The 16,019-nt window shown below is 72.8% G+C and carries 13 protein-coding genes and 1 pseudogene; 6 read left to right on the forward strand and 8 right to left on the reverse strand.

Annotation, left to right across the window (positions count from 1 at the left end; translation table 11 throughout):
* Positions 1-100: 100 nt before the first annotated feature.
* Both Asera_RS14690 and Asera_RS14695 read left to right on the forward strand, forming a co-directional pair.
* On the forward strand, positions 101-622 hold the full coding sequence (locus Asera_RS14690; protein WP_030448493.1) for a DinB family protein: 522 nt from the start codon (positions 101-103) through the stop codon (positions 620-622).
* Between the two features lie 226 nt (positions 623-848).
* Positions 849-2,039, forward strand: a complete 1,191-nt coding sequence (locus tag Asera_RS14695) for a Cmx/CmrA family chloramphenicol efflux MFS transporter (RefSeq protein WP_030448492.1) — start codon at positions 849-851, stop codon at positions 2,037-2,039.
* A 91-nt stretch (positions 2,040-2,130) separates the two neighbouring features.
* Here Asera_RS14695 and Asera_RS33950 read toward each other — a convergent pair.
* The 3 genes and pseudogenes from Asera_RS33950 to Asera_RS14715 all read right to left on the reverse strand — a co-directional run bounded on the left by Asera_RS33950 (position 2,131) and on the right by Asera_RS14715 (position 5,925).
* Positions 2,131-3,278 (reverse strand): annotated as a pseudogene (locus Asera_RS33950) (fatty acid desaturase family protein).
* Positions 3,279-3,319: 41 nt separating this feature from the next.
* Entirely contained in the window at positions 3,320-3,523 is a 204-nt protein-coding gene (locus tag Asera_RS14710; RefSeq protein ID WP_030448490.1) for a cold-shock protein, read from the reverse strand.
* A 350-nt stretch (positions 3,524-3,873) separates the two neighbouring features.
* Entirely contained in the window at positions 3,874-5,925 is a 2,052-nt protein-coding gene (locus Asera_RS14715) for a prolyl oligopeptidase family serine peptidase (RefSeq protein ID WP_051802752.1), read from the reverse strand.
* Between the two features lie 314 nt (positions 5,926-6,239).
* Between Asera_RS14715 and Asera_RS14720 the strand changes: the two genes are divergently transcribed.
* Positions 6,240-7,475: an outer membrane protein assembly factor BamB family protein gene (locus Asera_RS14720; RefSeq protein WP_169745895.1), complete on the forward strand. Its 1,236-nt coding sequence runs from the start codon at positions 6,240-6,242 to the stop codon at positions 7,473-7,475.
* A gap of 97 nt (positions 7,476-7,572) precedes the next feature.
* Here the strand turns inward: Asera_RS14720 and Asera_RS14725 are convergent, their stop codons facing one another.
* Together Asera_RS14725 and Asera_RS14730 are read right to left on the reverse strand one after the other, a co-directional pair.
* A complete protein-coding gene (locus tag Asera_RS14725) occupies positions 7,573-8,811 on the reverse strand; it encodes a metal-dependent hydrolase family protein (RefSeq protein WP_030448487.1) in 1,239 nt (412 codons plus the stop codon).
* An 89-nt stretch (positions 8,812-8,900) separates the two neighbouring features.
* Positions 8,901-10,082: a phospholipase D-like domain-containing protein gene (locus tag Asera_RS14730; RefSeq protein ID WP_051802751.1), complete on the reverse strand. Its 1,182-nt coding sequence runs from the start codon at positions 10,080-10,082 to the stop codon at positions 8,901-8,903.
* A 129-nt stretch (positions 10,083-10,211) separates the two neighbouring features.
* Here Asera_RS14730 and Asera_RS14735 point away from each other — a divergent pair, with 129 nt between their 5' ends.
* Both Asera_RS14735 and Asera_RS14740 read left to right on the forward strand, forming a co-directional pair.
* Complete coding sequence (locus Asera_RS14735; protein WP_035297988.1) at positions 10,212-11,078, forward strand: MurR/RpiR family transcriptional regulator; 867 nt, start codon at positions 10,212-10,214, stop codon at positions 11,076-11,078.
* 127 nt (positions 11,079-11,205) lie between these two features.
* Positions 11,206-12,066: a DMT family transporter gene (locus tag Asera_RS14740; protein WP_030448484.1), complete on the forward strand. Its 861-nt coding sequence runs from the start codon at positions 11,206-11,208 to the stop codon at positions 12,064-12,066.
* Between the two features lie 20 nt (positions 12,067-12,086).
* Here Asera_RS14740 and Asera_RS14745 read toward each other — a convergent pair whose 3' ends face one another.
* On the reverse strand, positions 12,087-12,692 hold the full coding sequence (locus Asera_RS14745; RefSeq protein WP_030448483.1) for a TetR/AcrR family transcriptional regulator: 606 nt from the start codon (positions 12,690-12,692) through the stop codon (positions 12,087-12,089).
* Between the two features lie 94 nt (positions 12,693-12,786).
* Between Asera_RS14745 and Asera_RS14750 the strand changes: the two genes are divergently transcribed.
* Positions 12,787-13,104, forward strand: a complete 318-nt coding sequence (locus tag Asera_RS14750) for a putative quinol monooxygenase (protein WP_051802750.1) — start codon at positions 12,787-12,789, stop codon at positions 13,102-13,104.
* Positions 13,105-13,237: 133 nt separating this feature from the next.
* On the opposite strand, the gene Asera_RS14755 is transcribed toward Asera_RS14750, so the two are convergent.
* On the reverse strand, positions 13,238-14,155 hold the full coding sequence (locus Asera_RS14755) for an NADP-dependent oxidoreductase (protein WP_030448481.1): 918 nt from the start codon (positions 14,153-14,155) through the stop codon (positions 13,238-13,240).
* A gap of 161 nt (positions 14,156-14,316) precedes the next feature.
* Positions 14,317-15,981 (reverse strand): HEAT repeat domain-containing protein, encoded by a 1,665-nt coding sequence (locus Asera_RS33605; RefSeq protein WP_030448480.1) that lies wholly within the window; start codon positions 15,979-15,981, stop codon positions 14,317-14,319.
* Between the last annotated feature and the right edge of the window lie 38 nt (positions 15,982-16,019).

Here is a 16,019-nt window from a genome sequence, read left to right on the forward strand (position 1 = left end):
GGCACCGGATCCTCGACACGGTCCGGTCCAACGATCGCCGATCTCGAAAATACCTGAGCCGCGATGTCGAGGGCGGCGACCGCAGCTTCGACCTACGGGTATGACACAGCATCCAAGCCAGCCCGACCCGGTCACCACCGAACTGCTCGGCTGGATCCAGCAGGCCACCGACCGCATCTGCCGTTCCACCGACGGGCTGACCGAGGCGCAGGTACGCACCCCGGCCGCGCGGTCCGGCTGGAGCATCGCCGGCCTGGTCGGGCACGTACACGACTCGACCTGGTTCTGGCTGCACCACGTCATCGCCGGCAACCCGATGCAGTTCGGCGAGGACGACGGGTGGGACAACGATCCGGCCCTGCCGTTCCCGGAGCTGGTGGCCCGGCTGCGCGACGACACGGCGCGCGGCTGCGCCGCGGTGGCCGCGCTGGCCAGTACCGACGCGCCCGGCTGGTGGCCGGAGGGGGCCTGGGGCGGCTACCGCCAGGACACCGTGCTCGGGGTGCTGGTGCACCTGCTCAACGACAACGCCGCCCACACTGGGCATCTCGATCTTGCCCGCGAGGCCATCGACGGCGGTGTGTGGGACTACGGCATCGACGGCGTCCGCCTGCCGGACTGACCCCTCCGGCGACCGGCGCCGGGAAACGGAGGTGCCGGGGCGGGCACGGTCGGCTATCGTGCCCGCCATGTCGAGTCCCGAGTCGGACCGGGTGGGGGTTGTCGGTCCCGCCGTCAGCCCCCTGACCCGCTGAACTCACGGTCCGGCCGTCCGGCCGAGCGCCGGTGGGTGTTGACCGCGGTGAACGAGATGGCGTTCTCGTCCCTGCGCACCCCGGAGCCACTCGATGCCCGTCCCGCTGTACCTGCTTGCCCTGGCGGTCTTCGCCATGGGCACCTCGGAGTTCATGCTCGCCGGCCTGCTGCCGGACATCGCCGCGGACCTCGGCGTCACCGCCGCGACCGCCGGCGTCCTCACGTCGGCGTTCGCGGTCGGCATGGTCGTCGGCGCGCCGCTGGTGGCGGCGCTGGCCCGGCGCTGGCCGTCGCGGTCGACCCTGCTTTGCTTCGTCCTCGTGTTCTCGGCGGCGCACGCCGTGGGCGCCGCCACGTCGAGCTTCCCGGTCCTGTGCGCGACCCGGGTGGTTGCGGCGCTCGCCAACGCCGGGTTCCTCGCCGTCGCGCTGCGGACCGCCACCACGCTGGTACCTGCCGGCCGGACGGGACGTGCCCTCGCCGTGCTGCTGTCGGGTACCACGGTGGCCACGATCGCCGGAGTCCCCGGGGGATCGGTGCTCGGCGCCGTGCTCGGCTGGCGGGCCACGTTCTGGGCGGTCGCCGCGATCTGCCTGCCCGCGGGGGTCGGCATCCTCACCGGAATCCCGGCACACCGCGGGCGGCAGAGCCTCGCCGGCGGACCGCCACTGCGCGCCGAACTCGGCCAGCTGACCGGTCCGCGGCTGCTGCTGGCCATGTTGCTGGGCGCGCTGGTGAACGCGGCCACCTTCGCCAGCTTCACCTACCTCGCCCCGGTCGTGACCGGTACGGCCGGGCTCGGCGAGCTGTGGATCTCCGTCGCGCTGGTGCTGTTCGGTGCCGGTTCGTTCGTGGGTGTCACCGTCGCCGGGCGGCTGTCCGACCGGCATCCCGGGCTGATCGTGGCGGCCGGTGGCCCGCTGCTGCTCGTCGGCTGGCCGGGCCTGGCCGTCCTGGCCGATCGGCCGGTCGCGCTGCTCACCCTCGTGTTCGTGCAGGGTGCGCTGTCGTTCGCGCTGGGCAGCACGCTGATCACCCGCGTGCTCTACCAGGCGGCCGGCGCCCCCACCATGGCCGGCTCGTACGCGACCGCGGCGCTCAACGTGGGTGCCGCCGCCGGACCGCTCGTCGCCGGGGCGACGTTCGGCGCAGCCGGGGAACGGGGGCCGCTGTGGGCAAGCGGGCTGCTCGTCGCCGCCGCGCTGCTGCTCGCGCTCCCCGCGCGCGAGGTGCTCGCGACCGATCGCGGCAGCGTGGCGCCGGGCCGCGGCGAGGGCCGGTGACACGGCGTCGGGCACGGCAGTCGCCGGCGAGTCGACCGGCGGGTGCCGCCGTCGTGGTCTCGCCGGCGTCGGCCGGGCGCGGCAGCGGGTGTCAGCGGCGCATGGCGAGCATCGGGCACTCGAACGGGTCCCGCGCCGCGAGGCCGACCTGGTTGAGGTAGCCGATCACGATCGCGTACGAGCGCGGCAGCGAGGTCTCGGTGTAGGGGATGTCCCGGCTTTCGCAGTACTCGCGCACGATGGCGCGGGCGCGCGCCAGGTAGGGGCGCGGCATGCTGGGGAACAGGTGGTGCTCGATCTGGTAGTTCAGCCCGCCCATCAGCGCGCTCGCCCAGAAGCGTCCGCGGATGTTGCGCGAGGTTCGTACCTGTTTGGTGAAGAAGTCGAGTTTCTCGTTCGCGCCGACCACCGGCATGCCCTTGTGGTTGGGTGCGAACGACGCGCCCATGTAGACGCCGAAGACCGCCAGCTGCACACCGCAGAATGCGGCGGCCACCCCCGGGACAGGAACACGAAGGCCGGGACGATGATCAGCGCCAGGTGCGCGGCGATCAGTCCGATCTCGGTCCACCGGCCGGTGATCTTGCCGCGGCCGAACAGGAACCGGATGGAACTGACGTGCAGGTTGACGCCTTCCAGGGTCAGCAGCGGAAAGAACGCGTACCCCTGGCGCCGGTTCATCATGGCCAGGAACCCGCGCTGGGCGGCGGCGTCCTCGGCCCGGAACGACACGACCCCCGGAGCGATGTCGGGGTCCTTGCCGACCCGGTTGGGATTCCCGTGGTGCCGGGTGTGCTTGCCCATCCACCACGAGTAGCTGATACCGACCAGAAGCGTGCCCAACAGCCGCCCGACGCGGTCGTTGGCCGGCCCGGAGGCGAAGATCTGGCGATGGGACGCCTCGTGCGCCAGGAACGCGAACTGGGTGCAGGCGACACCGAACACGCCGGCGATCAGCAGCTGCCACCACGAGTCGCCCAGCAGGGCGAAGCCGACACAGGCGCCGGCGACCGCCAGGCACAGCACCGCGAACACCAGCGCGTAGAACCATCGGGCGCGTCGAAGCAGTCCCAGCTCCCGCACCACCCGCGCGACCGCCTGATAGGAGCCGGTGAACTCGGCTGCTCGTCCCGCACGGTCCTGCGCCGTACCTGTACCTGACGTGGAAATAGCCGCTCCCTGGTTGTGTCGGGGCCGGCACCGGACCGTGGGCCGGCGGCGCCCGTGGGCAGATAGCATGAAAGGGACGTCCGCCGAACGGACGCCCCTTTCGCCATGAATCAGACGACCGATACTCGCACGGCCTGCGGGCCGCGGTTGCCGGGCTCGACCTCGAACTCGACCCGGGCCGCCTCGTCCAGGCTGCGGTAACCGGAGCCCTGGATGGCGGAGAAATGAACGAACAGGTCCTCGCCGCCGTCGTCCGGGCTGATGAACCCGAAACCCTTGTCGGCATTGAACCACTTGACGGTGCCCTGAGGCATGTGTCTCCCTCGATATTGCCGTACGGCGCAGCACTGGTACATACGCCGACCAACGCACACGGCTCACGAAGAATTCGAGAAAAGAAACCGCGCCCGCTGTCAATTCTTGCGAGCGCCCTCAAGAAAACGACCACAAAAACCGTGGAACTCCGTCGAGTACAGCACGCGCGGGCGGGACCGTCAACCCGACGTGCCGATGACACCAGACACGCGCCCGGCGGGCGCAGCGCCGCCCGCGTCCGGCGTCACCCCAGGTCGGGGCGGCGCTGGCCGAGCCCGCAGTCCGGGGAGTCTGGGCCGGCCTGGCAGTCCGGACCCGCGGTCCAGGCCGGCCGCGACGGCGCGGCGGGTCAGCGCGGCGGGCGGTACTCGACGGCGAGCCGGTCGAGCAGGAACGCGTAGTAGTCGGCGACCAGGTCCACCTTCTGCTCGACCGACTGCCCCACCCCGTGCCCACCCGACTCCATCCGCAGCAGTACCGGCTCGCCGGAGCCGGTGGCCGCCTGCAACCGGGCAGCCATCTTCTTCGGATGCCAAGCGTCCACCCGCGGGTCGAACTCGCCCCCGGTCAGCAGCACCGCTGGGTAGCGCGCCCCGTCCCGCACGTTGTGGTACGGCGAGTAGCCGCGCAGCACGGCGAACAGCTCCGGGTCGGCCACACTGCCGAACTCGGTCACGTTGTACCGGCCGTTCGCCGTCGTCTCGACCCGCAGCATGTCCATCACCGGTACCGCCGCCACCACGGCCCGGGCCAGGTCGGGGCGTTGGGTCAGCACCGCGCCCATCAGCAGCCCGCCGTTGGAGCCGCCCATGATCGCCAGTCGCTGCCGGCCGGTGATGCCGGTCGCGACCAGGTGGTCGGCGCAGGCGATGAAGTCGTCGAAGCAGTTCTGCTTGTGCGCGAGCCGCCCCTGCCGGTGCCACCGCTCGCCGTACTCGCCGCCGCCGCGCAGGTTCGCGACCACGTACGACCCACCCTGCTCCAGCCAGGCCAGCACCTCCGGCCGGAACGTCGGGGTCAGCGAGATGGCGTACCCGCCGTAGCCGGTCAGCAGCGCCGGCCGGGAGCCGTCCCGCGGCGCGTCGGGTGCGGCGAGCACCGTCATCGGCACCCGGGTGCCGTCGGCGGAGGTGGCGAACTCGCGGGTCACCTGGTATCCGGTCAGCTCGACGGCGCCGGTGGTGCCCAGCGCCGTACGGGCCGGCGTGTCGCCGTCGCGGCAGGCCCACCACTGCGCCGGCCGGGTGAACGACTCCACCGCCCACACCGCCGTTCCGCCGGAGGCGGCCAGCTCCGAGACGGTGCTGATCGGCGGGATCTCGACCGGCGGCAGCTCGGCGCCGTCCAGACCGAAGCGGCGCAGACCACACGGCCCGCCGTCGATGTCGGCGACCCACAGGGTGCGATCGGTGGCCGCCAGTTCGGTCAGCGCCCGCGATCCGGCCGGTACCACGGTGGTGGCGTCGGCGACCGTGGCGCCGGCGGTCATCCGCAGCCGCAACACCGAGCCGTATTCGGAGTCGGCGTGCGAGAGCAGGTACAGCGAGTCCCCGGCGAAGGTGGCCTCGACGCAGCGGTCCTCGATCCCGGCCACCCGCCACCAGGCCGCGTCGGCGTCGGACTGCGAGCGGGCGAACAGCTCCCACTCGCCGCCGTCGCCCCGCTGCGCCCGGTCCAGCACGAAGCGCCCGTCGCCGGAGGCGGACAGCAGGTTCTCGACGATGGCCGGATCGGCGAACCCGTCCAACCGTTCCCGGACATCCGCGCTCGACCCGAGCCGGTGAAACCACACCTGCTGGTGGAAGCCCGCGGCGTCGGCCCGCCCGTACCAGAAGCCCGCCCCGTCGTGCCGCCACGCCACCGACGGGACCGCTGCGGCCGGGTTCGCGTGCGCGATCGGCTCGTCGACCACCGCACCGGCCGCCACCTCGTACACGAACAGGGTGCCGTCCTCGCTGCCGTGCTCGGACAGCGACACGACCACCCGGGAACCGTCCGGCGACGGGACGAAGAAGTCGATCGTGGTCTGTCCGGAGCCGTCCAGCGCCTGCGGATCGACCACGACCCGTTCGACCGCGTCGTCATCCAGCCCGGACCGGGTGACGAGCATCGGTTGCTGCCGGTTCGGCTCCTGCTTCAGCGCGAACCAGGTGTCGCCCGCGCCATGCAACTCGCGGTACGAGGTGGTGTGCGCCGACAGCAGCTGCGCGAGCCGGGCGCGCAGCGCGGCCCGGTCGGGCAACGCATCCAGGTACTCGCGCGTGCGACGCTGTTGCGCCGCGGTCCAGTCCACCGTCGCCGCCGCGGCGGCGTCTTCCAGCCAGCGGTAGTCCTCGGTGACCTCGACGCCGTGCCAGCTGCTGGTCTCCGGGATCCGTGGAGTGTCGATCGGTGCGGCCATCCGCCGAGCCAACCACACCCGACCCGCCGCGTACCACCCACACCACCGGTACTCGATCGCCGGACGGCGACCCTCCGACCCTCCGCATCGGCCCCCGCGGGCGGCACGGCATCCGGCCCGCGTGCACCCGGTCGTCGTGCCCAGCATCCGCGCCCCGGCGAGGACCGCCGCACCCTGCCATAATGCCGACCGGGCCCTCGCGCCGATGCGCCGGAACGCGCGGGCCACCGCGGTCCCGCGACCGGTACGGGTGCGGCGGTGGCGACGACCCGCGGCGGTGGACGGAGGCGGCGATGTTCGGCGGCAGACTGCGCATGACCCGGGGACGCGTGGTGATCGTCGTCGCGGTCGTGGTGGCGTTGCTCGGCAGCGGACTGGGTGCCTGGTGGCTCGCCACCGACCACTACGGCGAGCAGGTGTCCGGACCGTACGGCAGCTATCCCGGCACCGCCGGCACCGGCGCGGAACTGGGCCGGTTCACCGGGCCGGTCGGGCTGCTGGACGGGTTGGCCATCGTCGGCGCCGGCAACCGGGTCCGGTCCGGCAGCGGCACCCGTACCGTCGCGAACGCGATCGCCGCGGTCGATCTGCACACCGGATCGCTGTACTGGAGCTACCGGCGCTCCGGGCATGGCGTCGCGGCCCACACGGTGACCAGGTCGGGCACCTACGTGCTGTGGAAGGACGGATTGCTGGTGCGGCTCGACAGCAGGACCGCGCAGCCGAGCTGGCACCGGCAGCTCGACCCGCAGCGCTCGCCGCGGCTGGCGCAGACGGCCACCGGGATGCTGCTGGTCGAGTCCGCGCGAGCGCTGGTGGCCGTCTCGCCGTCGGACGGCACGGTGCGCTGGCAGGTACATCCCGCCACCGGTTGCGTGTTCGCGACCAGGTGGGCGGCGCCGACGGCCCGGATCGTCGCCATCGGCACGGGTTCCGACGGCCCCGGTCACTGCCACGACCAGGTCGCCGGGTACCGGTTGAGCTCCGGCCGGGTCGCCTGGCGGCACGACGTCGACGGCCTGGCCGACTGGCTGCTCCCGGTCGACGACGACACCGTGGTCGACCTGGACGCCGCGGTGTGGGCGGCCGACTCCGGCCGGCGGCTGCGCACGCTGCGCCACTGGCGCGACGGCAGCGCCGGCGGCGGGTTGCTGTTCGCCAGCGACCGGCACGGGGTCTACGCCACCGACCCACGCACCGACCGGCGGCTGTGGGGGCGTCCGGTACCGGCGGGCGAGGACGTCACCGGGCTGCCGACCTACCTGGACCGCGACCACGTCTGCGTGGTGCTGCGGTCCACCCCGGCACACGGTGCAGCCCGGCTGCGGCTGAGCTGCTACGCACCGCGGAACGGGGAGCCGGCGGGCGGCGCCGACGTGCCGGTGGTGGCCCCGGCGTACCTGCCGGCCGGCGACCGCGCGACCTTCCGCCGGTCGCCGACCGCGAGCATCACCGCGGCGAGCGGCGGCACCATCGCGGTCACCGAGACCGACGCGTACCTGACCGGCCTGGGTACCGCGCCGCCCACCGTCGTCCTGCGCCAACCCTGACAGGGCGTGCGGGGCGCGGCGACGCCGGAACGCGGTGGTGCGACGGCCGTCCACCAGGTCCGAGCCGACCTGCCGCGTCGCGGCGCGCGGCGTCCGGTCAGGCGGCGGGAGGCTGCTTGTGGATGTGGCCGGACTGCATGACGAAGTCGACGCGGCCGGTCACCTCGATGTCGGTGAACGGGTCGCCCGGCATCGCGACCAGATCGGCGAGCTTGCCGGCGGCGAGCACCCCGACCTCGTCGAGTCGCAGCAGGTCGGCGGCGACGCTGGTGGCCGCGCGCAGCGCCCGCAGCGGGCTGATCCCGGTCGAGACCATCGCGCCGAACTCCCGCCAGTTGTCCCGGTGCGGGAACATCCCGGCGTCAGTACCGAAGGCGATCTTGACGTTGCTGGCCGCCAGGCGTTCGGCGGCGGCCTCCAGCTGGGCGCCGTACCGCACGAACTTGGCGCGCTTGTAGCGCGGCTTGCCCCGCCAGTACGCGTCGTCGCCGGCACGGCGGGCGTCGGTCAGGATGGTGTACTGCGTCGGGACCAGGAAGACCCCGGCGTCGGAGATCATCGCCAGCCCGTCGGCGGAGACCAGGTTGCCGTGGTCGATGCTGCGCACCCCGGCCCGTACCGCGCGCCGGGCCGCCTCGTCGCCGTAGCAGTGCGGGGTGGCCGGGACACCGAGGTCGGCCGCGGTGGCGACCAGCGTGTCCATCTCCTGCTGGCTGTAGGTGGTGTGGTTCGGGTCGTCGGACGGGGAGCTGAACCCGCCGGTCGCGGCGAACTTCACCCAGTCCGCGCCGGCCCGGATCTCCTGCCGCACCAGGGTACGGATCTCGTCCGGCCCGTCGGCGGTCGCGAACTCCAGCCCGCGCCCGGCGCTCTGGTACTGGTCGGCGAGGCCGGCGCTGAAGTCGCCGTGCCCGCCCCGGGCCGACAGAATGTGCGGCGCCACCAGCATCCGCGGCCCGCGGACCAGCCCGGCGGCGATCGCGTTGCGCAGATCGATGGTCGGGTGGTCCACGTCGCCGCAGCCGAGATCGCGGATCGTGGTGAACCCGTTGTCCAGCAACGCTTCCAGCACCGGGAGCGCGCGCAGCGTCTTCGCCGGGCTGGACATCGGCCCGAGTTCGAGCAGGTTGGGGGTCAGCCCGACATGAGTGTGGCAGTCGATGAACCCGGGCGTGACGGTGTGCCCCGGCAGGTGCACCGTCTCGGTACCGGCCGGCGCGTCGATGTTCTCGGCGATCCGCTCGATCCGGTCGTCGACGACCAGGACCTGCCGCGGCACCGCCGTGTCGGCGATCCCGTCCCACACGCTCGCCCCGGTGATCAGCGTCGCCGCCATCAGCCACCCCCGTGTCCTCGGCCGCCCCTGACGCTAGCGGCCGCCGCGGCCTGCCGACGGCGATACGCAAAGACCCGCACCGGGGCCGGTCAGAGGCTGCTGCCGGTGTTGTAGGCGTCGTTGAAGTGGGCGTAGAAGGCGTCGTACATGGCCTGGCTGTCCTCGACCTTGACCAGGATCTCGTCGTTGTAGCGCAGCGCGGAGGCGGTCAGGTTGTGCGATCCGGTGAACACCAGGGTGCGGTCGGCGGTGGATCCGGCGTACCGGCCGTAGATGATGATCGCCTTGTCGTGCACCGGGGAGGTGTGCACCGGGATGCCGGCGGCCTTGAGCGCCGACAGCGGCTGGGCGTCGATCGAGCCGACGTCGACCCAGGTGTGGCAGCCCTGCCGGTGCAGCGACACGAGCTTGTTCACCACCGCCATCCGGCCGCTGGTGATCGAGGCCTCCAGCACCCGGACCCGGCAGCTGTCGTCGGCGTCGAGGTAGTTGAGCCGGTTGACGACCAGGTCGGTGGTCTGCTCGGGCGAGGCATACACCTGTACGTGCGAGGCCGACGAACCGAAGTAGCCGCGCGGCGCGGAGGCGACGTAGAAGTCGTTGTCCGGGTACGTGTTCTCCGCCCACATCGGGTCCCACAGCTGCGTGCCGAACCCGTCGTACAGCGCCTTATCGCCGTAGACGGTGAAGGAGTTGTTGAACTCGTTCGCGCCCGACGCGTACGTCATGTTCGGCGAGCCGAACCAGGTCACCCACTGGTGCTGGGTGCCCGCGGCGTCCGCCGTCTGCGAGAACAGCATGTACTTGGCGTGCATCAGCCCGGTGGAGCTGGTCGACAGGCAGCCCCCGCCGTACGCCAGGGATGCGCTGCCGTGGTCGCACCAGTGGTGGTCGGCGCCGAGCAGCGCCGCCAGCGCGGCGGGCGAGTCGTCGGTGGACTTCTGGTCCTCGCCGTTGTGCACCGCGTACACGTGGACCCCGCGCGACACCGCCGCGGCGATCGCGTCGTACACGATGTTCGCGCTGATCGAGTAGAGCGCGATGCGGATGCTGGAACCGGCCGGTGCGCCGTTGATCAGCGCGATCATCTTCTGCAGCTGGGCGGTGTCCTGCCCGTCGTGGTCGACCGGGTCGTTGAACACGATGTCGACCGGTGAGCTGCCGATCGTGGTGGTGACCGGCGCCTGGCCGGCGGCGGCCGGGCGGGCGCCGAGCAGCGTGCCGGCCAGCAGCACCAGCGCGATCGCGCCGGCACGGATCGGATAGCGCATGGTGGCCTCCCGACGTCCGAACTGCCCCCTTCGTACACCGTTCGAAGGTTTATGTCGAGATGTAGGCGCTGAGTGAAGGTGCCTGCCGGCGAGGAAACTCCGTTTCCATTCATGAGATAGGTTGGAAACATGGGTTCCTCGTTCCCGTTCGACCTGGCCGGGCTGCGCGCCGGGTTGCTCTCCCGGCTGCCGGGGCTGCGACCGAGCGATGCCGCGGTCGTCCGGCTCGCGGTCGACGAGCCTGCGTTCCTGGTGTCGGCCACCACCGCCGAGGCCGCAGAACGGGCCGGCGTCTCGCCGGCCACCGTCGTGCGGGCCGCCCGTGCGGTCGGCTACGACGGCTTCAGCGAGTTGAAGCTCGCACTCGCCCGCGCCTCCGGCGGCGTCAGCATCTTCATGCCGCCGCAGCAGATGTCCGAGGCCGCCACCACCGGCGAGTTGCAGGAGGCGATCCTGTCCAGCCACGCCGCGAGCATCGCGGCGATCCGCGGCACCCTCGACCCCGCCGAGCTGGACCGCGCGGTGGCGCTGCTCGACGACGCCGGCCGGATCCTCGTCGCCGGCTCCGGTACCTCCGCGTCGGTCGCACTCGACGCCGCGTTCCGGTTCACCTCGATCGGGCTGCTCGCGCAGGCGTCCGCCGACCACCTGTCCGCGATGGTGGTGGCCCGGCTGCTGACCGACGCCGACGTGCTCGTCGCGGTCAGCTACTCGGGCGTGACGCCGCAGACGATGGACATCGTCGAGGCGGCCAGGGCCGCCGGCGCCCGCGTCGTCGCAGTCACCAGCTTCACCGCCTCGCCGCTGGCCCGCACCGCCGACGTCACGCTGATCGCCGGCGGCGAGAACCTCGGGCTGCAGCTCGCCGCCTCCAGCAGCCGGCTGGCCCACCTGGCCGTCGTCGACCTGCTGCACGCCGCCGTCGCCCGCGCCGACATGGACCGCACCCGCCGGGCCGAACGCCTCGGCATCGAACTGCCTGACGGTACGGCGTGATGCCGCCCGCGGCGCACGCGCACCGCGCCCGCGAAACGCTGACTCCGCCCGCGGTGCGCTCGCACCACGGCCGCGAAGCGCTGGCGCCGCCCGCGGTGCGCTCGCACCACGGCCGCGGAGCGCGCTGATGCCGCCGACGATCGGGTTCGTCCTTGCCGCCGCGGTGCTGCACGCGGTGTGGAACCTGGCCGCCAAGCGGTACCACGGCGACGGGTCGGTGTTCGTGTGGAGCTACATGACGCTCGGCGCGGTGCTGTGCCTGCCGCTGGCGCTGCTCGTGCTGGCCCGCGACCCCGGCGCCTGGTCGTGGCGGCTGCTGATCGGCCCGCTGGTCTCCGCGCTGATCCACATCGTCTACTCGCTCGTGCTGCAGGCCGGGTACAAGCGGGCCGAGCTGACCGTGGTGTACCCGGTCGCCCGCGGGGTCGGCCCGCTGCTGACCGTGGTCGTGGCCGTCGCCGTACTGGGGGAGCGGCCCGGCCTGCCCGCCCTCGCCGGCGTCGCGCTCGTGCTGGCGGGCATCACCGTGGTAACCACCCTCAAACGCCAGCACGGCGGGCGCCCCCTCGCCAGCGGCCTCGGCTACGGCGCCGCCACCGGGGCGATGATCGCCGCGTACACGCTGTGGGACGACCACGCGGTCACCCGCTGGGACATCGCCCCGATCGCGTACTTCGGCATCGCGGTGACCATGCAGGCCGCGCTGCTGACCCCGGCCGCGGTGCGCCGCCGGGACGCGATCCGGCCGGCGCTCACCCGGTACTGGCGCGAGATCGCGACCGTCGCCGTGCTGTCGCCGGCCGCGTACCTGCTGGTGCTGGTCGCCATGCAGCGGCTGCCGGTCACGATCGTCGCGCCGGCCCGGGAGTCGTCCATCGTGGTCGGTTCGCTGCTCGCCTGGTGGCTGTTCAAGGAGGCGCAACCGCTGCGCCGGGTGGCCGGCGCCGCCGTCGTGCTCACCGGCATCACCCTGATCGCCCTCGCCTGACGGCGCCTGGTTCTCGCCGGTCAGGGCACGAGCGGTGGGCCGCCGGGCCGATCCGGTGACCGGGCGCCGGCGCGAGCCCCGTCCAGGAGCACCGTGACCACTCCGGCGGCGGCCTCCTCGGCGCCGAGCCGGCCGGCGGCGACCATCCCGAGTGCGGCCTTGACGAGGCCGCTGAGCAGTTCGCTCAGCAGCTCGGGGGAGAGGTCCGGGCGCAGCGCCCCCTCGGCGATGCCCCGGCGGAACAGTTCCCGTACCGGTTCGGTCAGCAGGGTCTCGACGTCGGGATGCTCGTCGGTTCGCACCCACCCGCCGGCGGACAGCGCGACGTACTTGCTGCCGACCGTGATGAACCCGCGCACCAGCCGGGCGACGGCCTCGTCGACCGGAAGGCCCGGCACGTCCGCATCGGCGACCCGCGCCGCGAGCTGCTCGACACCGGTGGTGGCCATCGCGTGCAGCAGCGCCTCGCGGTTCGGGAAGTACCGGTAGAGCGTGGCGCGGCTGACCCCGGCGGCGCGCGCGACCTCGTTCATGCTCACGAGCTGGCCGCGCTCGGCCAGGCTCACCGCGGCGCTGTCGACGATCGCGGCCGCGGTGCGATCCCGCAGGGCATCACCCTTGCTCATGGCCGCATCGTACCGGCAGCTTGACAGCACGGTCTCGTTGTAAGACAGTGGTGTCTCATTAAGAGACGACGATGACTAGCACCGAGGAGGCGCCATGACGGCGGACGGCAGGTTCAGCGTGTACGGGAAGATGACCGCGAAGGCCGGCCAGCGCGACGAACTCGTCGCCCGGCTGGCAGATCTGCTGCGGCTCGACACCCCCGGCCTGGAGTGGTGCAGCGTCAACGCCACGCTCGAGGACCCCGACACGGTCTGGATCACCGAGATCTGGAGCGACAAGGCGACCCACGACACCGAGACCCGGTCCGAGGCCGTCGTCGCGGCCACCGCCCGGTTGATGGAGCTGGTGGCCGCGCCGCCCGAGGGTTGCTACGGCCGCGTCGCGCACCTGCACGACGTGCACGCCGGGTAGCGGCCGGTCAGGCACGCAGGGCGCCCGAGCAACGGCCGTACGGAAGCAGAGCCGCCGAGCAACGGCCGTACGGAAGCAGCGCCGCCGAGCAGCGGCCGGCACGAGGCAGGATGTGCCCGCCGGCCGACGGCCGTCAGGGGTGCAGGACGATCTTGCCGTGGGTGTGGCCCCGCTCCAGGTCGCGGAACGCCTCGCGGACCGACTCCAGCGGATAGCTGCGCGCGATCGGCACCTCCAGCTCGCCGCCGGCGGCCAGCCGGGCCAGCTCGCCGAGCACCACCGCGGAGGCCGCCGAACCCTCGCCGTAGGTACGGGCGCCGACCTTCGCCGCCGCCCGCCAGTCGCGGATCGTGTCGATGCGCTCCGGCCGCACCCCCAACGACGCTGCCAGCTCGACGTACCCGTTGCCGATCGTGTCGATGAACGCGTCCACCCGGCCGCCGGCGGCGGCCCGGATCCGGTCGGCGACCCCGTCGCCGTAGGCGACCGGCACCACACCGTGCTCGCGCAGCCAGCCATGGTTGCCGGTACTGGCCAGTCCGATCACCGTCGCCCCGCGCCGGCGCGCCAGCTGTACCGCGAGCGAACCGACCCCGCCGGCAGCGCCGGACACCACGACGGTGTCCGACGGCGTCGGATCGGTGGCGAACACCGTGGCGTACGCGGTGGTACCGGCGACGTACAGAGCGCCGGCGACGTCCCAGGACACGCCGCGCGGCCGGTGCACCACGTGCACGTCGTCGACCGCGACGTACTGCGCGTGGCTGGCCCGCCGGTGGGTGAACCCGAGCACCTCGTCGCCCACCGCGAACCCGCGTACCTCCGGGCCGAGCGCGACGACCACCCCGGCCAGGTCGCTGCCCTGACCGGACGGGAACGTGGCCGGCCAGCGGGCATGCAGCGCGCCGGACCGGATGTGCGCCTCGCCCGGCTGGATGCCGGCCGCCCGGACCTCGACCAGCAGTTGGTCGGGTCCCGGTTCCGGGCGCGGCACGTCCTCGACGCGCAGCACGTCGATCCCGCCGTACTCGTGGAACCGGACCGCCTTCATCGCGCCGCCACCGCCCTTCTCGCCCGCGTCCCGGCCCCGCCGGTACGGACGCCAACCGCGCCGACCGGGCCGACCTTCCCTGGAACGGAGGTTCGAGATCCACCTCACGAGCCGGCCGTGCTCGGCCCCGGGAGTCCAGGACCGTGCCGGCACGGCAGCCTTTAGCTTCGCCGCACCGTGCGTTGCGCGTCCACCAAGTCCTTGTGGCGTTTGACGCTGGAGAGCAGCTGGTAGTACCCGTAGTCGTTGTCTGAGCGCTCGGCTTGTTTGAGTTGTTCCGCGGTGGGTTCGCGGATGTGCAGGCTGTCCAGCGTGCTTGCGGCGCTGGGGCCACCGATGAGAGCCAGCGACCTGACCACGGCGGCGAACTGCGCGTCGGTCGGTTTCGACAGCATGTTGTCGTACGACGATCCGAGCAGCTCGCGCAGCGGACCCACCGCACTGGAATCGCCGAGCGCGCCGAGTGCCTGAGCGAACGACGCGTAGGTCGTGGATGGCTCGCCCGGCGCGGCCAGCGCGGCCAGCAGGTGGGTGCGAAGCGGTTCGACGGCCTGCTGGTCGCCGAGCCGGCCGAGCGCCTCCGTCACGACCGGGGCCGGGACGGTGCCATCGTGCAGGTACTGCAGGAGCAGGGTGAGCGCGCGCGGATCGCCCGTGCCGCCCAGGGCGGCCGCGGCCGCTTCCCGCAGTGGCGGATCGGCCACCATTCTCAACAGGACGTCGGCCGCGGCGGTGCCACCGACGTGGCCGATTCCGGCAACGGCCGCGATGCGCAGCCCGGCATCGTCGCTGCGCTCGACGAGCTCCTGCAGGGTGGGCAGCGCTCGTGGATCGGCTGCGGTGCCCAGCGCCCGCGCCGCGGCGGCGGTCACGCCGCTACGGGCCTGCGCCGTGTCCCCGGGCGGTTCGGCCAACAGTCCGAGCAGGATGTCCGCGGCGGCGGGGCCGCCGATGGCGCCGATTGCGGTGATCACCTCGTCCCGAACCTGATCCTGGGGCAGCCTGGGGACCAGGACCTGGAGGCGGGGGAGGGCTCGCTGATCGGCCAGCATGCCCAGCGCCGTCGCCGCCTGGGTCTGCCACTGGATGCGGGTCGCCGTGGCAGGTGGATCGGCGATCAGGTCCAGGAGCGCGTCGACCGCGCCGGCGCCGCCGATGCGCAGGAGGCTGCGGATCGTGGCTCCGCTGTACTCGTTCGCCTGCTCGGTGCGCGACCACACCGCGATGGGTCCGACGGCACGCGGCTCGCCGAGCTGCCCGAGATCATCCACCGCGTGCGCCAGCACCATCTCCTGCATGGTGGTGTTGGGCGGCGTGGTCAACAGGCGCAGCAGTGCGTCGCCGGCGGCCGGCCCACCGATTTCGCGCACGGCTCCGGTGACGGTGCGGGCATAGTTGGCCGACTGGCTCCGGTAGGCCACCGCGGTCAGCGGCTCGATCGCGCGCGGGTCGCCGACCACCGCCAGCGCGCGGGCGATGGAGGCCTGCCAGATGCCGATGGAAACCGCGTCGGTGAGCGTGCCCGGCGGCTGGACCAGCAGCCCGATCAGCAGGTCCGCGGCGGCCGGGCCACCGATCCTGCCCATGCTCGTGATGGCCTTGCCGTGGAGGAACAGGTCATCGCAGTGGCGGACGGCCCAGTCGCGCAGGGGCACGAGCGCTCGCTGATCTCCGAGGTCGCCCAGCGCCTCGGCCGCGTCCCGTTCGATCCTCTCCCGCCGCGGCGCGTTCTTCTCCCGCCCGAAGCGCCTCCGGCGCAGCGCCCGGATCAGTGCCGACGCGTCGCGCTTGACCTGCGGATCGGGTGGTTGGGGAGTTTCGGTCATGACGGTCACAGTAGCCACCGCGGTCACTCGTTGGTGCG

Origin of the sequence: Actinocatenispora sera, assembly GCF_018324685.1 — a bacterium.
Taxonomy (GTDB): domain Bacteria; phylum Actinomycetota; class Actinomycetes; order Mycobacteriales; family Micromonosporaceae; genus Actinocatenispora; species Actinocatenispora sera.